Genomic DNA, 23201 nt, shown 5'->3' on the forward strand with positions numbered 1-23201 from the left:
GGCGGGACGTATTATACGAGTACCAGCCGATGGGTCAATGCATCCGCCCCGGCTGGCCGCCCCGGTCTTTCCGCGCCATCCCGGCTTCGCTATCATGCGCGCACACCGAACCGGCCTTCGAATGTCAGAGCCCGCACCCTTTACATGCAGCGTACCGATTTCCACTTCGATCTGCCCGATGAGCTGATTGCCCGCTATCCCAGCGAACAGCGCCGCGACTGTCGCCTGTTGTGCGTCGATGGTGCTGCCGGCACGATCGAGCATCAGCAGTTTCCCGACCTGCTCGACCATCTTGATCCCGGCGATCTGGTGGTCTTCAACGACACCCGGGTCATACCGGCACGGCTGTTCGGCCACAAGGCCAGCGGCGGTCGGGTCGAGATGTTGCTGGAGCGCCCGCTGGATGCCCATCGCGGACTCGCTCACCTGCGCGCCAGCCGGGCACCGAAGCCGGGCACCGAACTGATCTTCGAGGGGGATATCCGCGCGGTCGTCGAGGAGCGTCGCGATACCCTGTTCGAGCTGCGCTTTCTCGGTGACACCCCGCTGGTCGAGCTGCTGGATACCCACGGTCACATGCCGCTGCCGCCCTATATCGAACGCGAGGATGAACTCGCCGATCGCGAGCGCTACCAGACCGTTTACGCCCGACGCGAGGGTGCGGTGGCCGCCCCGACCGCCGGCCTGCACTTCGATGAACCGCTGATGGCCGAAATGCGCGAGCGGGGCATCGAGCACGCCTTTGTCACCCTGCATGTCGGCGCCGGCACCTTTCAGCCGGTCCGGGTCGACAACATCCAGGAACACCACATGCACAGCGAGTGGGTCGAGGTCACGCCCGAGGTCTGTGATCAGGTGCGTGTTGCCCGTGCTCGTGGCAATCGGGTGGTGGCCGTCGGCACCACCAGCGTGCGCTGTCTCGAGAGCGCCTGTCAGCAGTCACCGGATGGCGATATCGCCCCGCTGACCGGCGATACCGATATCTTCATCTACCCGGGCTACCGGTGGCGCTGTGTCGATGCGCTGGTGACCAACTTCCATCTGCCGGAGTCCACCCTGCTGATGCTGGTCACGGCCTTCGCCGGCCTTGAACCGGTAATGCGCGCCTATCGCGAGGCAGTCGAACAGCGCTACCGCTTTTTCAGTTACGGCGATGCCATGTTCCTGACCCGCAGACCGGCCTGAGCTCGACCCGGCCCCGTTTTTACCGGATTGCCACGGGCGACCGGGTTTTCCGGCGGTACTGGCCTCATTCGCCTTGTGCCGGCCCCTGCCCCATTATCGAGATGACCGATGCGTAACGACTGTTTCATGAAATTCGAGCCTCTGGCCACCGATGGGCGCGCCCGTCGCGGCCGCCTGAGCTTCCCGCGCGGCACGGTGGAAACCCCCGCCTTCATGCCGGTGGGCACCTACGGCACGGTCAAGGGGATGACACCCGGTGCGGTCGAGGAGATCGGCGCCGAAATCATCCTTGGCAATACCTTTCATCTCTGGCTGAGACCGGGCACGGAGATCGTCTCCGCCCATGGCGACCTGCATGATTTTGCCCAGTGGCAGCGGCCGATCCTGACCGACTCCGGGGGCTTTCAGGTCTTCTCGCTGGGCGAGATGCGCAAGATCACCGAACAGGGGGTGCACTTCCGTTCGCCGGTGGATGGCGCAAAGGTGTTCATGGGGCCGGAAGAGTCGATGGCGGTGCAGCGGGCGCTGGGTTCCGATGTGGTCATGATCTTCGATGAATGCACGCCCTATCCGGCCACCTTCGAGGAGGCGGAGCGCTCGATGGAGCTGTCGCTGCGCTGGGCGGCCCGCTCGCGTGAGGCACACGGCGACTCCCCGGCGGCGCTGTTCGGTATCATCCAGGGGGGGATGTACCGCGACCTGCGCGAACGCTCGCTGGCGGGCCTGCAGGAGATCGGCTTCGATGGTCTGGCCATCGGCGGGCTGTCGGTCGGCGAGCCCAAGGAAGAGATGATGGGCGTGCTGGACTACCTGCCCGGGCTGATGCCCGAGAGCAGCCCACGCTACCTGATGGGGGTCGGCAAGCCCGAGGATCTGGTCGAGGGCGTGCGCCGCGGCGTCGACATGTTCGACTGCGTGATGCCTACCCGCAACGCCCGCAACGGTCATCTGTTCACCGACGAGGGCGTCATCCGGCTGCGCAATGCCCGTCACCGCACCGATACCCGGCCGCTCGAGGCAACATGTGACTGTTATACCTGTCAGAATTTTTCCCGCGCCTATCTGCATCATCTCGATCGCTGTGGCGAGATGCTCGGTGCACAACTCAACACCATCCACAACCTGCGCCACTACCAGCGCCTGATGGCCGGTTTGCGCGGTGCCATCGAAGCGGGTACATTGGCGGACTTCGTGGCACGGTTCTACGCCCGTCGCGGTCTGGAAGTGCCGCCGCTGGCGGGCTGAAGACCACTTCGCTGCCGTGGCGAAGCCTTTCGTCACCGCGTTGACGCGTCGGCAGGGAGTGGCACGACGACCCGATCCTTCCGGTCATACAACAAGCCCTGAAGAGGAACATCCATGTTCGAATTCCTGATTCCCGCTGCGCATGCTGCAGGCGGGGGTGGTGCCGGCGGTGCCGGCGGTGGTGCAATCGCCCAGATCGTGATGCTGGTCGGCTTCGTGCTGATCTTCTACTTCCTGCTGTGGCGGCCGCAATCCAAGCGCGCCAAGGCCCACAAGAAGCTGATGGCTGAACTTTCCGAAGGTAACGAGGTCCTTCTCAACGGAGGGCTGGCAGGTCGCATTACCAAGGTCGGCGAGGAATTCCTGACCATCGAGATTGCCAGCGGTACCGAGGTCAACGTTCAGAAGAACGCCGTGGCATCCGTGCTGCCCAAGGGGACCCTGAAGTCCATCTGATTCCCGCAGGCGGCACCTTGCTTCCGTTCCGCACCTCACGGTGCGGAACGGCAACCATCACCCTGTCAGCAGGATGATCGGACTGGCCCGTGCCGGTAGTGTGCCGCCCCGAACTTCCCCGAAATACCAGCCAATCAGGACAGGGCCCCGATGCTCAACCGCTATCCGCTCTGGAAGTATCTGCTGATACTCCTCGTGCTCGTCGTGGGCGTGCTCTACGCGTTGCCGAATCTCTACCCCGCCGATCCCGCCGTTCAGATCAGTGGTGCCAGCGGCTCCGACACCGTGACCGCCACAGACATGAAGCAGGCCCGCGCAGCACTGGATGATGCCGGTATCGGGGTTCAATCGAGCAGTCTGGACAACAACACCGGACTGATCCGGCTCAGGGACGGCGACAAGCAGCTGCAGGCGCGTGATGTCATCTCCGACGCACTGGGACAGGACTTCGTGGCCGCCCTCAACCTGGCCGACTCCACCCCGGGCTGGCTGCGCGCCATCGGCGCCCAGCCGATGAAGCTCGGCCTCGACCTGCGCGGCGGCGTGCACTTCCTGCTGCAGGTCGACATGGATGCCGCCCTTCAGCAGCGCCTCGACGTCAATGCCAGCGCCATGCGCGAAACGCTGCGCAACGAGCGCATCCGTTATCGCGACAACCAGGTCGAGGATCGCTCGATCCGATTCACCTTCGCCAGCGAGGAGGATCTGGAACAGGCCGAGCAGCTCTTTCGTCAGCAGTACGACAACTTCAACTTCGAGCAGTCGCAGCAGGGACGCGCGCAGACGCTGACGATGAGCCTGACCCAGCAGGCGGTCAGCGACATCCAGGATTACGCCGTCAACCAGAACCTCACCACGCTGCGCAACCGTGTCAACGAGCTGGGGGTTTCCGAACCTCTGGTACAGCGTCAGGGGCCCAGCCGCATCGTGGTCGAGCTGCCCGGCATCCAGGACACGGCAGAAGCCAAGCGCGTGGTCGGTGCTACCGCCAATCTCGAATTCCGTCTTGAAGCCGCCGGCGACACCCCGGCCGAGGAGCAGGAGAGCTTCAGGTTCCGCAATGACTCCTCCCGCAGCGCCGCGCTGCAGAAGGATGTCATCATCACCGGTGACCGGGTCTCCAGCGCCAGCACCTCTTTTGACCAGAACGGCCGACCGCAGGTCAACATCAACCTCGATGGCGCCGGCGGTTCCAAGATGACCCGGATCAGCCGCGACAACATCGGCCGCAACATGGCGGTGCTCTATATCCAGCACAAGAGCCGTACCCGCACGGTGATGGAGGATGGTGAGCAGGTCGAACAGCGCGATACCTATACCACGCGCCGAATCATCAGCCTGGCGACCATTCAGAGCACGCTGGGCAATCAGTTCCGCATCACCGGGCTGGACTCCCCGACCGAGGCCCGCGAGCTGTCGCTGCTGCTGCGCTCCGGCTCGCTGGCGGCACCGATCTACTTTGCCCAAGAACGCACCATCGGCCCCAGCCTCGGCCAGCAGAACATCGATCGCGGTATCATGTCGGTGCTGGTGGGCGCTGCCCTGCTGCTGGTCTTCATGGTAATTCGCTACAAGGCCTTCGGGCTGATTGCCAATGCCGCCCTGACCATCAACCTGACCCTGCTGATCGCGGCGATGTCACTGCTCGGCGCTACCCTGACACTGCCGGGGATTGCCGGGATCGTCCTGACGCTGGGGATGGCGGTCGACGCCAACGTCCTGATCTACGAGCGCATCCGCGAGGAGCTGCGCGGCAGGGCCTCGGTACAGCAGGCGATTCACAATGGTTATGATCGCGCCTTTACCTCGATCCTGGATGCCAACATCACCACCCTGCTGGTGGCCGTCATCCTGTTCTCGATCGGCAGCGGTCCGGTCAAGGGCTTTGCGGTGACCCTGTCGCTGGGGATCATCACTTCGGTATTCACCGGCGTCTTCGTCAGCCGCGCCATCACCAATCTGACCATCGGCGGCAAGCCGTTGAAGAAACTCTGGATATGAGGACGCCCGGAATGCCGCAAATCGATTTCATGGGCAAACGCCGGATTGCCTACGCCGTCTCTCTGCTGCTGCTGATCGTGGCCCTGGGGTCGCTGGCGATCCAGCACCTCAATCTGGGGCTGGATTTCACCGGGGGGACGCTGGTCGAGGTCCGTTACGATACGCCGCCGGAGCTCGACCAGGTGCGCAGTACCCTGTCGACCGCCGGCTACAGCAACTTCTCGGTGCAGACCTTCGGCTCGCCGAGCGAGATCATGGTACGCCTGCAGCAGAGCTATGATCAGAGCATCGGCAACCAGGTCACGCAGACCCTGGGCGCCGATGGCGAGAGCGTCGATCTGGTACGTGCCGAATTCGTCGGCGCCCAGGTCGGCGACCAGCTGCGCGATCAGAGCGGGCTCGGCCTGCTGGTCGCGCTCGGGATAGTCTCGCTGTACGTGGCCTTCCGCTTCCAGTACAAGTTTGCCCTCGGCGTACTGCTGTCGCTGGGCCACGATGTGGTCATCCTGCTGGGCGTGTTTTCGCTGTTCCGGATCGACTTCGACCTGACGGTGCTGGCGGCGGTACTGGCGGTGATCGGATACTCGCTCAACGACACCATCATCGTCTATGACCGGATACGCGAGAACATCCGCAAATCCCGTACCACCGACATGGCCGCGATCTACAACGACGCCATCAACCAGACGCTGGCCAGAACCCTGTCGACATCGGGCACCACGCTGCTGGTGCTGTTCGCCCTCTTCTTCCTGGGCGGCGACATGATCCACGGCTTCTCGCTGGCCCTGATCATCGGCGTGGTACTGGGCACCTTCTCGTCGGTCTATGTTGCCGCGGCGCTGCTGCTGGTCTTCGGCCTGCAGCGTGCCGACCTGATCCCGGCGAAGAAGGAGAACGCCGAGGACGACGAACTGCCCTGAAACACCACCGCAGCGTCATCACCGTCGTCGCGCCATCAAAAAAAGCCCGCCTCTTTCGAGGCGGGCTTTTGCTTTCAATCCTCCCGGCAGATGCGAGAGCAGGCCATGTCAGGCGGCGGTGCCTACCAGCTGTACCAGCTGCTTGTAGAGACGCGGCGCAGCCGCCATCAGCACCCCTTCCGGGGCCACCTGAGGATGCCCTTCGGGAGAGCCCATCAGCGCCCCGGCCTCCTTGAGCATCAGATTGGCGATATGCAGATCCTGCTCATCGATACCCAGCACCAGCGCCGCATCCACGCGGCCGGAGGCGAGTTCGAGCAGATCGAGCAGCGGGCAGCCGGAGGTTCGCAGCAGCCCCATGCGGGGTCCCAGCCGGGTACTCAGCGACTGCCAGCGATCAATGTGACGCGCCTGCATCCAGCTCTCGGGCAGCCCCATCGCCAGCCGCGCCCCATCAACCGCCGTCCGGCGGGTCACACGCAGCCGATGCCCGTTCATCTGCACACCGCGACCACGGCTGGCGACGAACTCCTCGTCGGTAAAGGGCGAGATGACCACGGCGCACTCGGGGCGGCCGTTGTGCAGACAAACCAGTGAAATGGCACAGCCCGGCGCCCCGATGGCCAGATTGGGATAGCCGTGAAAGAGCTCGATCTGCCACTCCCAGCCCCGGCTTTCGCCGCTGCTCTCGCGGCGGGGGATATAGCGCCCCGACAGGCCGTGCTGCGGATAGCCGCGCGCAAAATGCGAGGCGATCAGTGACTCGGCACGACCGCCGGCGTCGGCCAGCAGTTCATCGAGGGTGTTGTCCTCGCGGGCGATTTCGAGACGTTCGCGGATACGCACGAACTGTTCCTGGGCACCGCGCAGCGCACGCAGCGCGAATTGAACCATCGGTTGCATCATCAACCCCTGGGCATCGGAAGACTTTTAAAGAGCGGACACGCTGGCACCGAGACAAGCGATCGGTGCCGGTTCGATACACCGTCGCTGCGATGCAGTGATCTCATGTTCGTGGCAACGGGATCGGAAGCTGTCCGGGAGACGAGCGCCACTGAATCCGGGCTCGGGTGACAGCAGAAGTGCCGCGATGCTACCAGACCCGTTCCCCGTCGGCCAGTCACCCCGGCAGAGCCCTTGCGCCCATGATAGAATCGTCGCGCACCGTTTCGTTCGTCCCGCCCCTGAACTCCGTGAGCCCGTTTCATGCTCGACCGTATCCGTATCGTCCTCATCGGCACCAGCCACCCCGGCAACATCGGTGGCGCCGCCCGCGCCATGAAAACCATGGGGCTCGGTGATCTGGCGGTGGTAGCGCCACGCTGTGATCCCCGGGATGGGGAAGCCCATGCCCGCTCCTCGGGATCAGAGGACATACTCGATCGCATGCGCCATGACGACACCCTCGAGCAGGCGGTTGCCGACTGCACGCTGGTGGTCGGCGCCAGCGCCCGCTCGCGGACCCTGCCCTGGCCGCTGTGCTCACCGCGCGAACTCTCCGCGCGACTGCCCGGCGAGCTGCGCCCGGCAGAGGCGCGGGCAGCCCTGGTGTTCGGCCGCGAGGATGTCGGACTCTCCAACGAAGAGCTGCAGCGCTGTCACAGTCACGTGCACATTCCCACCAGCGACTCCTACGGCTCGCTCAACCTGGCGGCGGCCGTCCAGGTACTGGCCTACGAGTGCCGTCAGGCCTGGCTGACCACTGCGCCCGCCTCCGCCCCGGAGCCGTTCGGCGTCGAGTGGGACAACCCGCTGGCCAGCCATGACGATACCGAGCGGCTTTTCACCCATCTCGAGCACACCCTGACCGGGATCGGCTTTCACGACCCCGCCAATCCCCGTCAGCTGATGGCGCGACTGCGGCGGCTGCTGCTGCGTTCACGTCTGGACAGCATGGAACTGAATATCCTGCGCGGCATTCTGACCCGGATCGACCGGGCCACGCAGAAGGGCGACAGCGAGCACTCCCGCTGACCATTCCCTGCGCCACACCGCGCCGCTATGCTGAAAAAAAGCGGGACCGGTTTCCCGAGGCAACGCCAGGATCACCCCATGTTTGCACGTCTGCGCGAAGACATTGATAGCGTGTTCAGCCGCGATCCGGCGGCCCGCAACTTCTTCGAAGTACTGACCAACTATCCCGGCCTGCACGCCCTGCTCGCCCACCGCCTGGCACACTGGCTGTGGCAGCGCGGCGCGCGCTGGCTGGCGCGTACCCTCTCGACCCTGATGCGCTGGTTGACCGGCATCGAGATCCACCCCGGCGCGGTCATCGGCCGGCGTTTCTTCATCGACCATGGCATGGGAGTAGTGATCGGCGAAACCGCCGAAATCGGCGATGATGTCACCCTCTATCACGGCGTGACCCTGGGCGGGACCAGCTGGAGCGCCGGCAAGCGTCACCCCACGCTGGAAAAGGGAGTCATCGTCGGTGCCGGCGCCAAGATCCTCGGCCCGTTCACGGTCGGTGCCGATGCGCGGGTCGGCGCCAATGCCGTGGTCACCCGGGAAGTACCCGCCGGGGCAACGGTGGTCGGCATTCCCGGCAAGGTGGTGCGCCAGTCCGACGACCGGCAGGCCGGGGCTGACCTGCGGCATGGGGTCGACCCGGCCCGGCGTCAGGCCATGCAGGACAAGTTCGGCTTCGACGCCTACGGCATGAGCGAAGAGATGCCCGACCCGATGGCCCGCTCGGTGCAGGCCATGCTCGATCACATGCATGCCGTCGACGAGCGCATGGAGCAGATGTGCCGGGTACTGCGGCGACTCGACGGTGCCGATCGCATTCGTGAACTGCCACCGCTGGAGCGCGAGGACTTCGATGCCATGCTCGATGAGCTCGACTTCCCCTGCTCACCGCCCCGCCATGATGATCCCGCCCGACAGCGCCATACCGGAAACGACGGCGATGCCAGGCAAGCGGCCTCGAACCCGCGGCCCGATAGTTGACCAAAACACTCAGACTTCTCATAATTTCGTCATTCGGCCACTCCTGCTCGAGAGTATTCCATGCGTCTGACGACCAAGGGGCGATATGCGGTAACGGCGATGCTGGACCTGGCCCTGCAGGGTAACGGCACGCCCGTCAGTCTTGCCGACATCTCGCGCCGCCAGCAGATCTCGCTCTCCTACCTGGAACAGCTGTTCGCCCGACTGCGTCGCCAGTCGCTGGTCAGAAGCGTGCGTGGCCCGGGTGGCGGTTACCTGCTGGCCGATGATGCCGATGACATCTCGGTGGCCTGCATCATTGACGCCGTCAACGAGTCGATCGACGCCACCCGTTGTCAGGGCGCCGGGAACTGTCACAACGGGGAGACCTGTCTGACCCACTTCCTGTGGAGCGATCTCTCCGATGCCATCCACGATTTTCTGAGCGGTATCACGCTCGGTGAACTGCTCCGGCGTCAGGATATACGCGCCGTGGCCCTGCGCCAGCAGCGCAGCAGCACCGATGCCGATACCATCGTTGCCCAATAGCACACATCCGGCGGCTGCTACGCTGAAAGCCACCCTGCCGGATGCCGGAAACGAAACCATGAACACGTCACTCATCTATCTCGATTATGCGGCTACCACGCCGGTCGATCCCCAGGTGGCCGAGGTCATGGCCCGTCATCTGACCCGTGAGGGCACCTTTGCCAACCCGGCGTCGCGCTCGCACATGGCCGGCTGGATGGCGGAACAGGCCGTCGAGGGCGCCCGCCGTCAGGTCAGTGACCTGATCGGGGCCGACCCGCGTGAAATCGTCTGGACCTCGGGCGCCACCGAAGCCGACAACCTGGCGCTGACCGGCTACATGCGCGCCAATCGTGCCCGCGGCCGCCACCTGGTCACCTCCGCCATCGAGCACAAGGCGGTGCTCGACACGGCGGCCATGCTCGAACAGGAAGGCTTCGAGGTGACCCGCCTGACGCCCCGCGCCGATGGCCGGATCGACCCGGCTGACCTGCAGGCCGCCCTGCGCCCCGATACCGTGCTGGTATCGCTGATGGCGGTGAACAACGAGCTCGGCAGCATCAATGACATCACTGCGCTGGGGCGTGTCGTCCGGGACCATGGCGCCGCCTTTCACGTCGATGCCGCCCAGGCAGCCGGCCGGCTCGAACTCGACATGGCCGAACAACCGATCGACCTGCTGTCGCTGTCGGGCCACAAGGTCTATGGACCCAAGGGCATCGGAGCACTCCATGTCCGCCGCGGCATCCGACTCGAGGCGCTGATTCACGGCGGCGGTCACGAGCGCGGCATGCGCTCGGGCACCCTGGCGACCCATCAGATCGTCGGCATGGGGCAGGCCTTTGCCCTCGCGGCCGATGCCATCGAGCAGGATCGCCGTCATGCCGAGGCCATGAGAAAACGCCTGCTTTCGTCACTGAGCGATCAGGACGGTATCCACATCAATGGTGACGGCAATGTCAGCGTGCCCAATATCCTCAGTCTCGGCTTCGATGGCGTTGATGGCGAGGCCCTGCTGATGGCGCTGCGCGATGTGGCAGTGTCTACCGGCTCGGCCTGCAACTCGGCCAGCGTGGATCCTTCCTACGTGCTGACCGAGATCGGCCTGCCGCGCGAACGGGCGCTGGCCTCGCTGCGCTTCAGCTTCGGCCGGTTCACCACGCCGGAGGAGATCGACCGGGCCGGCGAGGCCCTGCAGCAGGCCCTCGCCTCGTTGCGCCAGCCGACCAGTGCCTGAGTCCGTTGCCGAAGGACGCATCGAGCGCACGCATGTCCGGCAACAGGATTGACATTACTGACTGCTACCTTCACTGATGAGCGGTAGCCAACCACCGGGAGGAGAGCCAGATGGCCCGGATCAGCATTACCGAATCGGCAGCCCACCAGATCAGGCACGTGCTCGACGAGCGCGGCGAAGGCATGGGGCTGCGTGTCGCCGTCAAACCCAGCGGCTGTTCGGGTTACAGCTATGTGCTCGATTTCGCCGATGAAGTCGCCTCCGGCGATGAGGTGTTCGAGGATCATGGTGTCAGACTCATCGTCGATCCCGAAGCGCTGGAAATCCTCGACGGTACCGAAGTCGACTATGTCAACGAGGGTCTGAACCGGTTCTTCCGCTTCAACAACCCCAATGTCACGGACGAGTGCGGCTGCGGCGAGAGCTTCAGCGTCTGATCGCGCATCCCCGGCCCCGGGGGATGCAAGCACCCCGCGTGGCCGGTATAATGCCGCGATTTTGATCGCGCCCATCGCGTTCATGCAGCGCCGATGGGCGCCGTTTCATCTTCTTCACGCACTTGCGTGGCCACTTTCAATCAAGGAGAGAGTTCATGGCCCAGGAACGCACCCTGTCCATCATCAAGCCCGACGCCATTGCCAAAAATGCCATCGGCGAGATCATCAGCCGCTTCGAAAAGGGTGGTCTGAGTGTGGTCGCAGCACGCATGATGCGTCTGACCCGCGAGCAGGCCGAAGGCTTTTACGCGGAACACAGGGAGCGTCCCTTCTTCAATGATCTGGTCGCCTTCATGACCTCCGGTCCGGTCATTGTTCAGGTACTCGAGGGTGACAACGCCATCGCCCGCAACCGCGAGCTGATGGGCGCCACCAACCCGAAGGAAGCCGATGCCGGCACCATCCGCGCCGATTTCGCCTCCTCGATCGATGCCAACGCCGTTCATGGCTCCGATTCGCCGGAGTCGGCCGAGCGCGAAATTCATTATTTCTTCGGCGACGCCGAGATCTGCGCGCGCGGCTGAAGCAGGCACGGCGATGGCCCGCCCTGCGGCCATCGCCATACCGCCGTTTCAGCCGTCGGTCACCGACGCCGTCGCCCCTGCCATGAGGTATCCGCTGCCATGACTCGAGACACGCAACCGACCCACGTTCAGGCCGATGCGGCCGAGACGTCGCGCGTCAACCTGCTCGGTCTCTCGCGCGAGCAGCTGCGAACATTCTTCGCCGAGCTCGGTGAAAAGCCGTTTCGTGCCACCCAGGTCATGAAGTGGATCCACCAGGAAGGGGTCGACAGCTTCGCCGACATGACCAACCTGTCCAAGGCACTGCGCGCCAAACTCGAGCAGCGGGCCGAAGTGCGCGCCCCCGGGGTGGTCTATGAGGGCGACTCGAAGGATGGCACCCGCAAGTGGGTGCTGGAAGTCGAGGACGGCAGCTATGTGGAGACGGTGCTGATCCCTTCCGAGAACGGTCATCGCCGCACCCTGTGTGTCTCTTCCCAGGTCGGCTGTACCCTGGACTGCAGCTTCTGCTCGACCGGCAAGCAGGGTTATCAGCGCAACCTGACCAGCGCCGAGATCATCGGTCAGGTCTGGGTGGCGCAGCGCAGTGCCGGCGGCCGGGAAGGCTCCGGCGACGGCCGCAAGGCCGTGACCAACGTGGTGATGATGGGCATGGGCGAGCCGCTGATGAACTTCGACAATGTCGTCTCGGCGATGCAGCTGATGCTTGATGACAATGCCTATGGCCTCTCCAAGCGCCGGGTCACGCTGTCGACCTCCGGTGTGGTGCCGCGCATTGATCAGCTCGGTGACATCATGGATGTCAGCCTGGCCATCTCGCTGCACGCGCCTACTGATGAGTTGCGCAATACCCTGGTACCGCTCAACCGCAAGTACAACATCGACACCCTGCTCGATGCCTGTCGTCGCTATCTGGCCAAGTGTGATGACACCCGCATGCTCACCGTCGAGTACACCCTGATCAAGGATGTCAACGATCAGCGCGAGCATGCCGAAGGGCTGGCCGAAATCCTTGCCGATCTGCCCTGCAAGATCAATCTGATTCCGTTCAACCCCTTCCCCGGTTCCGGGTACGAGAAGCCATCCCGCAACCAGATCATGCGCTTTCAGCAGTGGCTCTACGAGCTGGGCTATACCGCGCCCATCCGCATGACCCGCGGTGACGACATCGACGCCGCCTGCGGTCAGCTGGTGGGCCGGGTCAAGGATCGCACCAAACGCTCGCAGCGCTATATCAGCACCGTGCAGCTGGATGCCGGGTAAAAGCGGCTGCCGTTCGCTCGCCACGCCTTGACTTCACTGGCAGCCGGCGCTTTGATGGTCGTCGTTCGAGGCCACCGGTGCGATCATCGCGACCCGTCAGGGGCCATGCATCGATCGCGGGGTAACCGATCCTGCCCCCGCTACCGACCGAGGAGCACATGATTCATCGTTTCTGCCGGACGCCGACCCTGGTGGCCTGCGTACTGCTTGTCAGTACCTGGGTCGTCGGCTGCGCCACCACCGGTGATGCGCACACCCGGGGAGATGATGACGCCGTCGGGGCCTATACCCGACTCGGCATGGCCTACCTGCAGCGCAACGAGCTTGAGCGCGCCCAGCAGGCGCTGGATCGGGCGCTCGATCTTTCCGCCGGCAATCCCGATGTCCTCCAGGGTCTGGCCCTGCTCTATCAGCGCCAGGGTGAGCATGAGGCCGCCGAGCGTTATTTCCAGCGCGCACTGGCGGCAGACGGGCAGGCTACCCGGATTCACAACAACTATGCCGCCTTTCTCTACGAACGCGGCGACATCGCCCGCGCCTGCGAGCAGCTGGAGCAGGCCACCGGTAATCTGCGCTATGACAAGCGCGCCCGGCTCTACGCCAACCTCGGCCAGTGCCGCCGTCAGCTCGGCCAGCCCCGCCGCGCCCTGGCTGCCTGGCAGCGCGCCCAGACCATCGCCCCGGAAATGACCGACAGCTATCTGGCCGTGGCCGAGCTGGCCTGGCAGCTGGGTGATCGAACGACTGCCAGTCGTCAGCTGGCAAGATATGAACAGATGGCCGGTCCGAACGAGGCAACCCGCCGGCTGGCCCGCGAGCTATCCGGTGACAGGGACGCCGCCGATCCGGGTTTTCGTCCTGTACCATCGTCATCGCAGCCTGCCGGGGCGGCGAGCGATGTCCCTGCCACCAATAACCGATAAGGACCTCCTGCATGAGCGATCCTCACGTCTCGACAGTTTCGACCGATTCCGAGGACACTGCACAGAGTCCCGGTGAACTGCTGCGTGCGGAGCGTGAACAGCAGCGCCTCTCCCGGGAAGAAGTTGCCGAACAGCTCAATCTGCGCCCCTCGCTGGTCGCCGATCTGGAGCAGGACAACTACGAGCAGGTCCCCGTTGCCACCTATCGGCGCGGCTACCTGCGCGCCTATGCGCGCCTGCTGGGAATCAACGACTCGAAGGTCGTGGCGGCGCATGACCGCACTCACGGCCGCCAGGACCTCGATGCCCGCCAGGTCAAGCCGGTCACCACCATCAAGCCCCCCAACCGCTGGGGGCGTATCCTTTTTAGGCTGGTGACACTGATCGTGGTGATCGCGCTGATCGTGCTGACCCTGAGCTGGTGGCAGAATCGCGACAGCTCGCCCGATTACGACAGTGCCGGCAACGGTGACGCGGCAGCACAGGAAAGCGTCGAGTCGAACAGCAGCGGCGAGGACAGCTCGCTGCCCCCGCTGCCCGAGCAGAACATCGAAACCGGCGGTCCACCGCCGGAAAGCAGCGACAGCAATGCCGCGTCGCTGTCGATGGGCAGCGAGGACATCAACCTGGCCGCTGCCCTGATTGTTGCCAATCGCCCGTTGAACAACGCGGACAGCGAGCGGAACAATCTGCAGGTTTCCACCCCCGAGGGGCGTGATGGCGCCACCGCCGGGCTCTCCGGAGCGGAAGAGACCGCCACCTCGCAAAGCAGCGAGCAGGATGATGCTCCCAACCCCCGTCAGGCCCGGCTCGTCTTCAACGGCGACTCCTGGGTGGATATCCGCGATGCCAGCGGCACGACCGTACTACGCGGTTTACAACAGGGCGGTACCTCAACCACGATCAGGGGTAATCCACCCTTTCATCTGACCATCGGCAATGCCAGTCAGGTCGAGCTTGACTATCTGAACGAGCCGGTCGATCTGTCCTCGCATGCCGGTGGCAACAATGTTGCCCGTTTCAGCCTGGGGAGTGATTCCACATCATGATCAGCCAGTCCCCGATCAACCGTCGCCAGTCCCGTCAGATTCATGTCGGCAATGTTCCGGTCGGCGGTAACGCGCCGATCTCGGTACAGAGCATGACCAACACCAACACCCTCGATGTCGAAGCCACGGTCGAACAGATCGAGCGCATCGCTGCCGCCGGCGGCGACATCGTCCGCGTTTCGGTGCCGGACATGGAGTGTGCCGAGGCGTTCGGCCAGATCAAGCAGCGCACCTCGGTGCCGCTGGTCACCGATATCCACTTCGACTACCGCATCGCCCTGCGGGTTGCCGAACTGGGCGCCGACTGCCTGCGCATCAACCCCGGCAACATCGGTCGCGAGGACCGGGTGCGGGCGGTGGTCCAGGCCGCCCGTGACAACGGCATCCCGATCCGCATCGGGGTCAACGCCGGTTCGCTGGAGAAGGACCTGCAGAAAAAATACGGCGAACCGACCGCCGCCGCGCTGGTCGAGTCCGCCCTGCGTCACATCGAGTACCTCGATCGCCTGGACTTCCACGACTTCAAGGTTTCGCTCAAGGCCAGTGATGTCTTCATGGCCGTCGAGGCCTATCGCCAGATTGCCGATCGCATCGAGCAGCCCCTGCATCTGGGCATCACCGAGGCCGGCGGTCTGCGCAGCGGTACCGTCAAGTCCTCGATCGGACTGGGCTCGCTGCTGATGGACGGTATCGGCGATACCGTGCGCATCTCGCTGGCGGCCGACCCGGTCGAGGAGATCAAGGTCGGTTATGACATCCTCAAGAGCCTGCGACTGCGCAGCAAGGGCATCAACTTCATTGCCTGCCCGAGCTGCTCGCGTCAGAACTTCGATGTCATCGGCACCATGAACCAGCTCGAGGAACGGCTCGAGGACGTCATGACGCCGCTGGACGTGGCCGTGATCGGCTGCGTGGTCAACGGCCCCGGCGAGGCGAAGGAAGCCGATCTGGGCCTGACCGGCGGCAGCCCCAACAACCTCATCTACATCGACGGCAAGCCGGCCCGCAAGCTGCGCAACGACCACCTCGTCGATGATCTGGAAGCCATGATCCGCGAGCGCGTGGCCCAGAAAGAGGCCGAGGAACAGAACGTGATCACGCGCGAAGCCTGATCCGCGTCAGCTCGTCGTGAAGCGACGACCGTCAACCTTCAGTCACCGAGCAATATCGTGTCCAGCAAACTCCAGGCCATCCGTGGCATGAACGACCTGCTGCCGGAGCGCTCGCCGCTCTGGCAGTATTTCGAAGATCAGGTGCGCCGGCTCATGGCGCGCTACGGCTATCTCGAGATCCGTACGCCCACCCTCGAGCAGACTGCCCTGTTCAAGCGCTCCATCGGCGAGGTTACCGACATCGTCGAAAAGGAAATGTATACCTTCGAGGATCGCAACGGCGACAGCCTGACCCTGCGTCCGGAAGGTACCGCCTCGGTGGTGCGCGCCGCGATTGAAAACGGTCTGCTGCACAATCAGACCCAGCGCCTCTGGTATGCCGGACCGATGTTCCGCCACGAGCGGCCGCAGAAGGGTCGCTACCGCCAGTTCCATCAGGTCGGCGTGGAGACCTTCGGTCTGGAAGGCCCGGACATCGACGCCGAGGTCATTCTGATGTCGGCACGCCTGTGGCAGCAGCTCGGGCTCTACGAGCATGTGCAGCTCGAGCTCAATTCGCTCGGTTCGGCCGAGGCCCGGGCGGCCTATCGCCAGCAGCTGGTCGAGTATTTCGAAGCACACCACGATCAGCTCGATGACGATGCCAGACGCCGCCTGCACAGCAATCCGATGCGCATCCTCGATACCAAGAATCCCGACATGCAGACGCTGGTCGAGGGGGCGCCGCAGCTGATCGATCATCTCGATGCCGAATCGCAGGCGCACTTCGATGCCCTGCGCACCCTGCTGGATACCATCGGCATCGAATACGTCATCAATCCGCGGCTGGTGCGCGGGCTGGACTATTACGATCGCACCGTGTTCGAGTGGACCACGACCGCGCTGGGCAGTCAGGGCACCATCTGCGCCGGCGGTCGGTATGATGGGCTGGTGGAACAGCTCGGCGGCCGTGCTACCCCCGCGGTCGGGTTTGCGATGGGGGTCGAGCGGCTGATCCTGCTGCTGGAGACGCTGGCCCTGATCCCCGAACAGGCGCATGACACCCTGGATGTCTATGTCATGGCACTCGGCGATGATGGCACCCGTCATGCCCTCGCCCTCGGCGAGCAGTTGCGCAGCCGCTTGCCTGAGCTGCGCGTACAGGTACACTGCGGCGGCGGCAGTTTCAAAAGCCGGATCCGCAGGGCCGATCGCAGCGGTGCCCGCTACGCCCTGATTCTGGGTGAAGAGGAGCAGCGCAGCGGCATGGTCGGCGTCAAGGACCTGCGCAGCGAAGCCGAACAGCAGACACTGGACTTCGAAACGCTGGTCACCACGCTGGCCCCGTGCTCATCCGCCCCGCGGGCCTGAGCCCTCCGACGTCCGACGGACGTGCGGTGACAGGACCGAGAGTCGAACAGGAGACCGCCCGTGGCGGAAATCAGGAATCATCTGGAAGACGACGAGGATCAGGAGCTCGAACGCGCCAAACAGATGTGGCGCAACTACGGCAAACCGATCCTCGGTGGCGTGATCATCGCCGTGATCGCCGTGCTGGGCTGGCAGTGGTGGCAGAACCACCAGGCCGAGCGTCAGCAGGCCGCATCACTGCGCTACAGTCAGCTCGTGACGCTGGTCAGCGGCCAGTCGCTCGATGAGGGCGCGCGCAGCAATGCGCTCGAACTGGCCAGTCAGCTCGAGAGCGAGTTCGGCGGCAGCCTCTATGCCGATCTGGCAGGTCTGATCGAAGCCCGGGTGCTGGTCGAGGGCGACAGTCTCGACAGGGCCGCCCAGGCGCTGAACAACCTGATGGACCGCACCGAGCGTGGCTATGTACAGTCGCTGGCTCGGCTGGATCTGGCACGCATCCAGCTGGCCCGCTCCAATCCGGAGCAGGCGCTGGCGACCCTCGATCAGCATGATTTCTCCGGCGCCCTCGGCGCCCGGGCACTGGATGTCCGCGGGGATATCCTGAAGGCGCTCGACCGCCCTGCCGATGCTCGCAAGGCTTGGCAGCAGGCACTGCAGACGGCACAGGAGAACGACCAGCCGGCCTTCGGCATTCAACTCAAGCTCGACGATCTGGCACCTGCGGAGGCCTCATGACTGTTTCTGCTTCGCGCCCTGCCCTGCGCATCCTGACCTGTGCAGCCGCCCTGACGCTGCTGGCCGGGTGCTCCGGCAACGTTCAGGAGAATCCGCCCAAGCCGCTGACCGACTTTACGCCGAGCGCCGAGCTCGACGGCCAGTGGTCAGCGGGTATCGGCTCACTGAGCCGGGCACGCTATCCCATTACCCCGGCCATCTCCTCCGATACCATCTATGCCGCCAGCGCCAGCGGTCATCTCAAGGCCATCGATATCGACAGCGGCGAGGTCCGCTGGGAGCAGGATCTCGATGCCAGGATCTCCAGCGGGCTGACCTTCGATTCCGGACGGCTCTACTTCGGTACCCGCAACGGCGAGGTAATGGCCCTCGATGGCGAGAGCGGCGATGTCGCCTGGCAGAGTACCGTCTCCAGTGAGGTACTGGCGCCACCGCAGCTCAACAGCTCGCTGGTAGTGGTACAGAGCGTGGACGGTGCGCTGACGGCGCTGGATCGTTTCTCGGGCGAGCAGCAGTGGCTCTATACCTCGAGCCAGCCGGCGCTGACCCTGCGGGGCACCGGTACTCCCCGGACCATCGAACCGGTCACCTTTGCCGGATTTGCCAACGGCCGTCTCGGTGTCTTCGACAATCGCAACGGCCAGCAGCTCTGGGACATGCGCGTGGCGGTCCCGAAGGGACGTACGGCCGTCGAGCAGCTGGTCGATCTCGACGGCCAGCCGGTGCTGACCGAGGACGGCCGGCTGTTCGTGACCAGCTACAATGGCCGCGTGATGGCACTCAACGCCCGCAATGGAGATACCCTCTGGAGCCGTGATGAATCCAGCTATCTGACGCCGGTGCGGGTCGGCGATCACCTGTTTACCGTCAATTCCAGAAGTGAGGTGCTGGCGCTGGATGTCGATACCGGGCGGGTGATCTGGAAGCAGGACGCGCTCAGCGGGCGCAACCTGACCGCTCCCGTCTTCATCGACGGCGAACTGGCCATGGGCGACTACCAGGGCTATGTCCATCTGCTGGACGCCGAAACGGGCGAAATTGCCGGCCGCACCCATGCCGGCGGCGACGGCATCAGCGTCCGCCCGCTGACCGACGGCAACCAGCTCTACGTCTTCACCAATGACGGCGAGCTGATCGACTACGACCTGAAACAGCTCTCCGGCAACGGCGGCTGACCCGGTTTGCCCGCCCCTGGCGGGCAGATCGACAGGGTCGGCGTTTCCCGCCGATTCGGTTACAATGGTGGCGCGTGGCCGGCAACGGTCGCGCGCCATCGCTTTTTTCCCGATCCACTGCCCGTCGGACCATCATGAATCCCGTTATCGCCCTCGTCGGCCGACCCAATGTCGGCAAGTCCACGCTGTTCAACCGCCTGACGCGGTCGCGTGACGCCATCGTCGCCGACTATCCCGGCCTGACCCGCGACCGCCAGTACGGCAACGGCGTGCTGGGCGGCAAGGCCTACACGGTCATCGATACCGGTGGCATCGGCGAGGAAGAGGCCGGCATCGAGGCTGCCATGGCCGATCAGTCGCTGCTGGCGATCGACGAGGCCGACATCGTGCTGTTCATGGTCGATGCCCGGGCCGGCCTGATGCCCGATGACGAAGCGATCGCCAACCATCTGCGGGTCAACCAGAAGAAGACCTGGCTGGTGGTCAACAAGTCCGACGGCATGCAGGAAGAGGTGGCCGGCGCCGAGTTCTGGGCACTGGGGCTGGGCGACCCGCATCCCATTGCGGCCGCCCACGGTCGCAACGTGACCACCCTGATCGAGCATGTGCTCGAGCCCTTCCCCGAACCCGAGGAGGAAGCGCATCCGGAGCTGCTTGATGAAGGCATTCGCATCGGCATCGTCGGCCGTCCCAATGTCGGCAAGTCCACGCTGGTCAACCGGCTGCTCGGTGAAGAGCGGGTGGTCGTCTATGACGAGGCCGGCACGACCCGGGATGCCATCGAAATCCCCTTCGAGCGGCGCGGCCGGCCCTATGTGCTGATCGATACCGCCGGCGTGCGACGGCGCAAGAACGTCAGCCTGACCGCCGAGAAGTTCTCCATCATCAAGACCCTGGAGGCGATCAAGGAGTGCCATGTCGCCGTCATGGTCCTCGATGCCCGCACCGGGCTGGTCGAGCAGGACCTGCATCTGCTGGATTTCGTGCTCTCCAGCGGGCGGGCGCTGGTGCTGGCGGTCAATAAGTGGGACGGCCTAGAAGCCGACGTGAAGGACAAGATGCGCAGCGAGCTCAAGCGCCGGCTCGGCTTTGCCGATTACGCCGACCTGCACTTCATCTCGGCGCTGCACGGCACCGCGGTCGGCGATCTCTATCCCTCGATCGAGCGCGCCTTTGCCTCCTCCACCACCCGCTGGTCGACCAATCGCCTGACCAATCTGCTGCATGACGCCGTCAGCGAACATCAGCCACCCATGGTCAACGGGCGTCGCATCAAGCTGCGCATGGCCCACCAGGGGGGTGCCAATCCGCCGCTGATCGTGGTGCACGGCAACCAGACCGATGCGCTGCCGGAAGCCTACAAGCGCTATCTGACCAACACCTTCCGCAAGGTACTGAAGGTGCGAGGCACGCCAATGCGCTTCGAGTTCCGTTCGGGCCGCAACCCCTATGACAGCAACCCCGACGCCAGTGACCGCGAGCGGGCGCGCGAGCGTCAGCTGGCGCGTACACGCCAGTCCCGACGCGGCAAACGCTGATTCGCATTGGCGGATGCACGACCCTTGCGGGTGGCCCATCGAACCACCAGACCCGTCATGAGCAGAGCCAAGCTGCTGGTCATACTGGTGCTGATTACCGTGATGGTGCTGTTCTTTGCCACCGGGCTGAACGAGGCGCTGTCCCTGCACAACCTGCAAAGCGGCCAGGCGCACTTTCGCGCGTGGTTCGATCACTCCCCCTGGCTGATCGCCGGCGCCTTCTTCGGCGGCTATCTGCTGTTTGCAGTACTGATGCTGCCCGGCGCCACGCCGCTCAACCTGCTGGCCGGGGCGCTGTTCGGGCTGGGCTGGGGCGTGCCGATCGTCTCCTTCGCCAGCGCCCTGGGCGCCATGCTGGCCTTCCTGCTCGCCCGTACCCTGCTGCGCAGCAGTGTTGAAAGGCGGCTGGCCCGGCATATCGGCATCATCAATCGCGGCATCGAACGCGAAGGCGGACACTATCTGTTCATGCTGCGCCTGCTGCCGATCTTCCCCTTTGCCGTGGTCAACCTGGCCATGGGGGTAACCCGGCTGCGCCCGGCGGTCTTCTATGCGGCCACCCAGCTCGGTCTGCTGCCCGGCATCGTGGTTTTCGTCAATGCCGGCCAGCAGATCAGCGAACTGCAGGACTTTCACGACCTGCTTTCACCCGATCTGCTGGGCGCTCTGGCGCTGCTGGCAACGCTGCAGCTGACACTCTATCTGCTGCAGCGCCGGCGCAATCGCTGGCGCCCGGCCGACCAATCACGCCACGAATCATAGCGTGACCGCCAACCTCAACCGTGCGAGGGATCGCCTACCCAGCCGGCCGCGAACTGCCAGGCCGCCCGTCCGCTGCGCACACCGCGGGCAATGGCATGGCGGTGGGCCGCTTCCCGGGCCGCCTCGTCGAAGGTGCCGCCGAGCTGCTCGACCCACCAGCCACAGGCCTCGAGATAGGTCTCCTGGTTGAAGGGGTAGAACGACAGCCACAGCCCGAAACGATCGGAAAGCGAGATCTTCTCCTCCACGGCATCGCCGTGATGAAGTTCGCCGTTCTCGATGTGTGTCTCCTGATTGTCGGCGCTGGACTCCGGCATCAGATGGCGCCGGTTCGAGGTGGCATAGAGCAGCACATTGTCCGGCGGACCGGTCAGTGCCCCGTCCAGTACGCTCTTGAGCGCCTTGTAGGCATCGTCATTGCTCTCGAAGGAGAGATCGTCACAGTAGACGACAAAGCGGTACTCACTGTCCCGCAACCGATTGACCAGCGTCGGCAGGCTGCCAAGGTCATGACGATCCACCTGGATCAGGCGCAGCCCCTCTGCAGCCAGATCATTGATCAGCGCCCGGACGACCGAGGATTTGCCGGTACCCCGGGCGCCCCACAGCAGCACGTGGTTGGCCGGTCGACCGGCCAGAAAGGCGCGGGTATTATCCACCAGCGCCCGTTTCTGGCGGTCGATGCCCACCAGCGCCGACAGCTGCAGCGTATCGCGCGGCACCACCGGCACCAGTCGGCCCCCCAGGGCGTGACGCTCCCACAGGGCGGCCACGTCACTGTGCCAGTCGATCGGTACGCTCTCCGGTGGCAGCAGGGGTTCCAGCCGGTCCAGCAGATTGGCCAGTCGTTCGTTCAGTCTCTCATCCATGCGTCTTTTCCATCCCCATGCCACCCTCTCGGATGGCATCATTCAAGATGCGTGTCACGGGCTGCGCCCACCATCATGTCAAAAAGGGAGTTTCACCCATCATGTGTCGTCGCCTTACCATCCTGCTGGTCATGCTGTTGCCGCTGGGGCTGGGCGCCTGCGCCACGTCCCCGCTGGGACGCTCGCAGCTGGCCCTGTTTGATGACAGCCAGCTCCAGCAGCAGGGAGCCGAAGCCTATCAGCAGTATGCCGGCAGCCATGAGCGGGCCACCGGCGCCACGGCCGATTACGCCAGCTGTGTGGCCAATGCCATCATCAGGGAGCTGCCGCAGGGAGATGGCCCGGAGCAGTGGCAGGTGGGCGTATTCAAGGATGACTCTCCCAATGCCTTCGCCCTGCCGGGCGGCTATGTCGTGATCAACAGCGGTATGCTGAAGGTCGCCGAGAACCAGGATCAGCTGGCCACCGTGGTCGGCCATGAAATGGCACACGTGCTGGCCGATCATGCCAACGAGCGGACCTCTACCCAGACACTGACCCAGTCCGGTCTCGGGGTCATCCAGGCGGTTGCCGGAAGCGGCGGCGAACAGCTTGCCACCCTGCTGGGAGCCGGCGCCCAGTACGGCATCCTGCTGCCCTATTCACGCAAGCAGGAGAGCGAAGCCGACGTGCTGGGCCTGCGGCTGATGGCACGCGCCGGGTTCAACCCCGAAGCCAGCCTCCAGCTGTGGCAGAACATGTCGCAGGCCTCCGGAAGCAATGAACCACCGGCCTGGGCCTCGACCCACCCGAGCAACGGCCAGCGCATCAACGCCCTTGAAAGCCACATGAGCGAAGCGCAGCAGACGGCCGCCCGGGCCCGCGAGGCAAGCCTTCGTCCCGACTGTCAGCGCCCCTGAAGCGG

23 protein-coding genes are annotated in these 23201 nt (G+C 64.6%); 21 read left to right on the forward strand and 2 right to left on the reverse strand.

Features of this window, described 5'->3' with window-relative positions:
• Positions 1–144: 144 nt before the first annotated feature.
• The 5 genes from queA to secF all read left to right on the forward strand — a co-directional run bounded on the left by queA (position 145) and on the right by secF (position 5807).
• On the forward strand, positions 145–1185 hold the full coding sequence (gene queA / locus C7446_RS04455) for a tRNA preQ1(34) S-adenosylmethionine ribosyltransferase-isomerase QueA (RefSeq protein WP_121171634.1): 1041 nt from the start codon (positions 145–147) through the stop codon (positions 1183–1185).
• Between the two features lie 126 nt (positions 1186–1311).
• Positions 1312–2430 (forward strand): tRNA guanosine(34) transglycosylase Tgt, encoded by a 1119-nt coding sequence (gene tgt, locus C7446_RS04460; RefSeq protein WP_211327852.1) that lies wholly within the window; start codon positions 1312–1314, stop codon positions 2428–2430.
• A gap of 114 nt (positions 2431–2544) precedes the next feature.
• Positions 2545–2886: a preprotein translocase subunit YajC gene (gene yajC / locus C7446_RS04465; protein WP_121171638.1), complete on the forward strand. Its 342-nt coding sequence runs from the start codon at positions 2545–2547 to the stop codon at positions 2884–2886.
• Between the two features lie 150 nt (positions 2887–3036).
• On the forward strand, positions 3037–4887 hold the full coding sequence (secD, locus tag C7446_RS04470; RefSeq protein ID WP_121171640.1) for a protein translocase subunit SecD: 1851 nt from the start codon (positions 3037–3039) through the stop codon (positions 4885–4887).
• 11 nt (positions 4888–4898) lie between these two features.
• Positions 4899–5807, forward strand: coding sequence for a protein translocase subunit SecF (secF, locus tag C7446_RS04475; RefSeq protein WP_121171642.1), 909 nt, complete (start codon positions 4899–4901; stop codon positions 5805–5807).
• Positions 5808–5915: 108 nt separating this feature from the next.
• On the opposite strand, the gene C7446_RS04480 is transcribed toward secF, so the two are convergent.
• Positions 5916–6710, reverse strand: a complete 795-nt coding sequence (locus C7446_RS04480; protein WP_121171644.1) for an inositol monophosphatase family protein — start codon at positions 6708–6710, stop codon at positions 5916–5918.
• Between the two features lie 303 nt (positions 6711–7013).
• On the opposite strand from C7446_RS04480, the gene C7446_RS04485 reads away from it, so the two are divergent.
• From C7446_RS04485 to C7446_RS04555, 15 genes are all read left to right on the forward strand, one after another.
• Complete coding sequence (locus tag C7446_RS04485) at positions 7014–7781, forward strand: RNA methyltransferase (protein WP_121171646.1); 768 nt, start codon at positions 7014–7016, stop codon at positions 7779–7781.
• Positions 7782–7859: 78 nt separating this feature from the next.
• Positions 7860–8756, forward strand: coding sequence for a serine O-acetyltransferase (gene cysE, locus C7446_RS04490; protein WP_121171648.1), 897 nt, complete (start codon positions 7860–7862; stop codon positions 8754–8756).
• A gap of 60 nt (positions 8757–8816) precedes the next feature.
• Positions 8817–9284, forward strand: coding sequence for a Fe-S cluster assembly transcriptional regulator IscR (iscR, locus tag C7446_RS04495; RefSeq protein WP_121171650.1), 468 nt, complete (start codon positions 8817–8819; stop codon positions 9282–9284).
• Positions 9285–9342: 58 nt separating this feature from the next.
• On the forward strand, positions 9343–10500 hold the full coding sequence (locus C7446_RS04500) for a cysteine desulfurase family protein (protein WP_121171652.1): 1158 nt from the start codon (positions 9343–9345) through the stop codon (positions 10498–10500).
• A gap of 110 nt (positions 10501–10610) precedes the next feature.
• Entirely contained in the window at positions 10611–10937 is a 327-nt protein-coding gene (locus tag C7446_RS04505; protein ID WP_121171654.1) for a HesB/IscA family protein, read from the forward strand.
• A 155-nt stretch (positions 10938–11092) separates the two neighbouring features.
• Positions 11093–11521, forward strand: a complete 429-nt coding sequence (ndk, locus tag C7446_RS04510) for a nucleoside-diphosphate kinase (protein WP_121171656.1) — start codon at positions 11093–11095, stop codon at positions 11519–11521.
• Positions 11522–11620: 99 nt separating this feature from the next.
• Positions 11621–12784: a dual-specificity RNA methyltransferase RlmN gene (rlmN, locus tag C7446_RS04515; protein ID WP_121171658.1), complete on the forward strand. Its 1164-nt coding sequence runs from the start codon at positions 11621–11623 to the stop codon at positions 12782–12784.
• A 158-nt stretch (positions 12785–12942) separates the two neighbouring features.
• Positions 12943–13707, forward strand: a complete 765-nt coding sequence (locus tag C7446_RS04520) for a tetratricopeptide repeat protein (RefSeq protein WP_121171660.1) — start codon at positions 12943–12945, stop codon at positions 13705–13707.
• An 11-nt stretch (positions 13708–13718) separates the two neighbouring features.
• Positions 13719–14756, forward strand: a complete 1038-nt coding sequence (locus C7446_RS04525) for a RodZ domain-containing protein (protein WP_121171662.1) — start codon at positions 13719–13721, stop codon at positions 14754–14756.
• Positions 14753–15868, forward strand: coding sequence for a flavodoxin-dependent (E)-4-hydroxy-3-methylbut-2-enyl-diphosphate synthase (ispG, locus tag C7446_RS04530; RefSeq protein ID WP_121171664.1), 1116 nt, complete (start codon positions 14753–14755; stop codon positions 15866–15868). The genes C7446_RS04525 and ispG overlap by 4 nt, the downstream gene beginning before the upstream one ends.
• A 57-nt stretch (positions 15869–15925) precedes the next feature.
• A complete protein-coding gene (gene hisS, locus C7446_RS04535; RefSeq protein ID WP_121171665.1) occupies positions 15926–17218 on the forward strand; it encodes a histidine--tRNA ligase in 1293 nt (430 codons plus the stop codon).
• Between the two features lie 60 nt (positions 17219–17278).
• Complete coding sequence (locus C7446_RS04540; protein WP_121171667.1) at positions 17279–17953, forward strand: YfgM family protein; 675 nt, start codon at positions 17279–17281, stop codon at positions 17951–17953.
• Positions 17950–19128: an outer membrane protein assembly factor BamB gene (gene bamB, locus C7446_RS04545; RefSeq protein ID WP_121171669.1), complete on the forward strand. Its 1179-nt coding sequence runs from the start codon at positions 17950–17952 to the stop codon at positions 19126–19128. The genes C7446_RS04540 and bamB overlap by 4 nt, the downstream gene beginning before the upstream one ends.
• A 134-nt stretch (positions 19129–19262) precedes the next feature.
• Positions 19263–20666, forward strand: coding sequence for a ribosome biogenesis GTPase Der (der, locus tag C7446_RS04550; RefSeq protein ID WP_121171671.1), 1404 nt, complete (start codon positions 19263–19265; stop codon positions 20664–20666).
• Positions 20667–20723: 57 nt separating this feature from the next.
• Positions 20724–21428 (forward strand): TVP38/TMEM64 family protein, encoded by a 705-nt coding sequence (locus C7446_RS04555; protein ID WP_121171673.1) that lies wholly within the window; start codon positions 20724–20726, stop codon positions 21426–21428.
• Between the two features lie 14 nt (positions 21429–21442).
• Here the strand turns inward: C7446_RS04555 and C7446_RS04560 are convergent, their stop codons facing one another.
• Entirely contained in the window at positions 21443–22297 is an 855-nt protein-coding gene (locus tag C7446_RS04560; protein ID WP_121171675.1) for an ATP-binding protein, read from the reverse strand.
• Positions 22298–22398: 101 nt separating this feature from the next.
• On the opposite strand from C7446_RS04560, the gene C7446_RS04565 reads away from it, so the two are divergent.
• Positions 22399–23196, forward strand: a complete 798-nt coding sequence (locus C7446_RS04565; RefSeq protein WP_121171677.1) for a M48 family metallopeptidase — start codon at positions 22399–22401, stop codon at positions 23194–23196.
• The last annotated feature ends 5 nt before the right edge of the window (positions 23197–23201 follow it).

Source organism: Kushneria sinocarnis, from assembly GCF_003633775.1.
Classification (GTDB): Bacteria; Pseudomonadota; Gammaproteobacteria; order Pseudomonadales; family Halomonadaceae; genus Kushneria; species Kushneria sinocarnis.

Coding starts and splice junctions, on each gene's coding strand:
- queA (WP_121171634.1), top strand. CDS start 145: ATGCAGCGTACCGATTTCCACTTCGATCTGCCCGATGAGCTGATTGCC.
- tgt (WP_211327852.1), top strand. CDS start 1,312: ATGAAATTCGAGCCTCTGGCCACCGATGGGCGCGCCCGTCGCGGCCGC.
- yajC (WP_121171638.1), top strand. CDS start 2,545: ATGTTCGAATTCCTGATTCCCGCTGCGCATGCTGCAGGCGGGGGTGGT.
- secD (WP_121171640.1), top strand. CDS start 3,037: ATGCTCAACCGCTATCCGCTCTGGAAGTATCTGCTGATACTCCTCGTG.
- secF (WP_121171642.1), top strand. CDS start 4,899: ATGCCGCAAATCGATTTCATGGGCAAACGCCGGATTGCCTACGCCGTC.
- C7446_RS04480 (WP_121171644.1), bottom strand. CDS start 6,710: ATGCAACCGATGGTTCAATTCGCGCTGCGTGCGCTGCGCGGTGCCCAG.
- C7446_RS04485 (WP_121171646.1), top strand. CDS start 7,014: ATGCTCGACCGTATCCGTATCGTCCTCATCGGCACCAGCCACCCCGGC.
- cysE (WP_121171648.1), top strand. CDS start 7,860: ATGTTTGCACGTCTGCGCGAAGACATTGATAGCGTGTTCAGCCGCGAT.
- iscR (WP_121171650.1), top strand. CDS start 8,817: ATGCGTCTGACGACCAAGGGGCGATATGCGGTAACGGCGATGCTGGAC.
- C7446_RS04500 (WP_121171652.1), top strand. CDS start 9,343: ATGAACACGTCACTCATCTATCTCGATTATGCGGCTACCACGCCGGTC.
- C7446_RS04505 (WP_121171654.1), top strand. CDS start 10,611: ATGGCCCGGATCAGCATTACCGAATCGGCAGCCCACCAGATCAGGCAC.
- ndk (WP_121171656.1), top strand. CDS start 11,093: ATGGCCCAGGAACGCACCCTGTCCATCATCAAGCCCGACGCCATTGCC.
- rlmN (WP_121171658.1), top strand. CDS start 11,621: ATGACTCGAGACACGCAACCGACCCACGTTCAGGCCGATGCGGCCGAG.
- C7446_RS04520 (WP_121171660.1), top strand. CDS start 12,943: ATGATTCATCGTTTCTGCCGGACGCCGACCCTGGTGGCCTGCGTACTG.
- C7446_RS04525 (WP_121171662.1), top strand. CDS start 13,719: ATGAGCGATCCTCACGTCTCGACAGTTTCGACCGATTCCGAGGACACT.
- ispG (WP_121171664.1), top strand. CDS start 14,753: ATGATCAGCCAGTCCCCGATCAACCGTCGCCAGTCCCGTCAGATTCAT.
- bamB (WP_121171669.1), top strand. CDS start 17,950: ATGACTGTTTCTGCTTCGCGCCCTGCCCTGCGCATCCTGACCTGTGCA.
- der (WP_121171671.1), top strand. CDS start 19,263: ATGAATCCCGTTATCGCCCTCGTCGGCCGACCCAATGTCGGCAAGTCC.
- C7446_RS04555 (WP_121171673.1), top strand. CDS start 20,724: ATGAGCAGAGCCAAGCTGCTGGTCATACTGGTGCTGATTACCGTGATG.
- C7446_RS04560 (WP_121171675.1), bottom strand. CDS start 22,297: ATGGATGAGAGACTGAACGAACGACTGGCCAATCTGCTGGACCGGCTG.
- C7446_RS04565 (WP_121171677.1), top strand. CDS start 22,399: ATGTGTCGTCGCCTTACCATCCTGCTGGTCATGCTGTTGCCGCTGGGG.